The organism is Microbacterium sp. 22195 (assembly GCF_052056515.1).
In the GTDB taxonomy this organism is placed as follows: Bacteria; Actinomycetota; Actinomycetes; order Actinomycetales; family Microbacteriaceae; genus Microbacterium.
In genome coordinates this window covers 1-300 of record NZ_JBQEPE010000018.1, presented here as the reverse complement: position 1 = coordinate 300, position 300 = coordinate 1, and the positions used below count along the sequence as shown (strand labels likewise).

Below are 300 nucleotides of genomic sequence, written 5' to 3'. Positions count from 1 at the left end.
GCGGACGGTCACCACGATACGGACGGTCACCCTGGCCGCGATCACGATCACCGAAGGCGCGACGCTCACCCTGAGGACGGTCACCATAGGGACGACGCTCACCCTCGGGACGGTCACCACGATACGAACGGTCACCCTGGCCGCGGTCACGATCGCCGAAGGAACGGCGCTCGCCCTGCGGACGGACGCCACGGTGCGGACGGTCTCCCTGGCTGCGATCACGATCACCGAACGGACGACGCTCGCCCTGCGGACGGTCACCACGATACGGACGGTCACCCTGGCCGCGATCACGATCAC

At 68.3% G+C, this 300-nt stretch carries 1 protein-coding gene; it reads left to right on the top strand.

Annotated features, from left to right (window positions below; translation table 11 throughout):
• Positions 1-300: hypothetical protein (locus ACTJJ4_RS18595; protein WP_440944707.1), on the top strand; the 300-nt coding region annotated here is incomplete at both ends.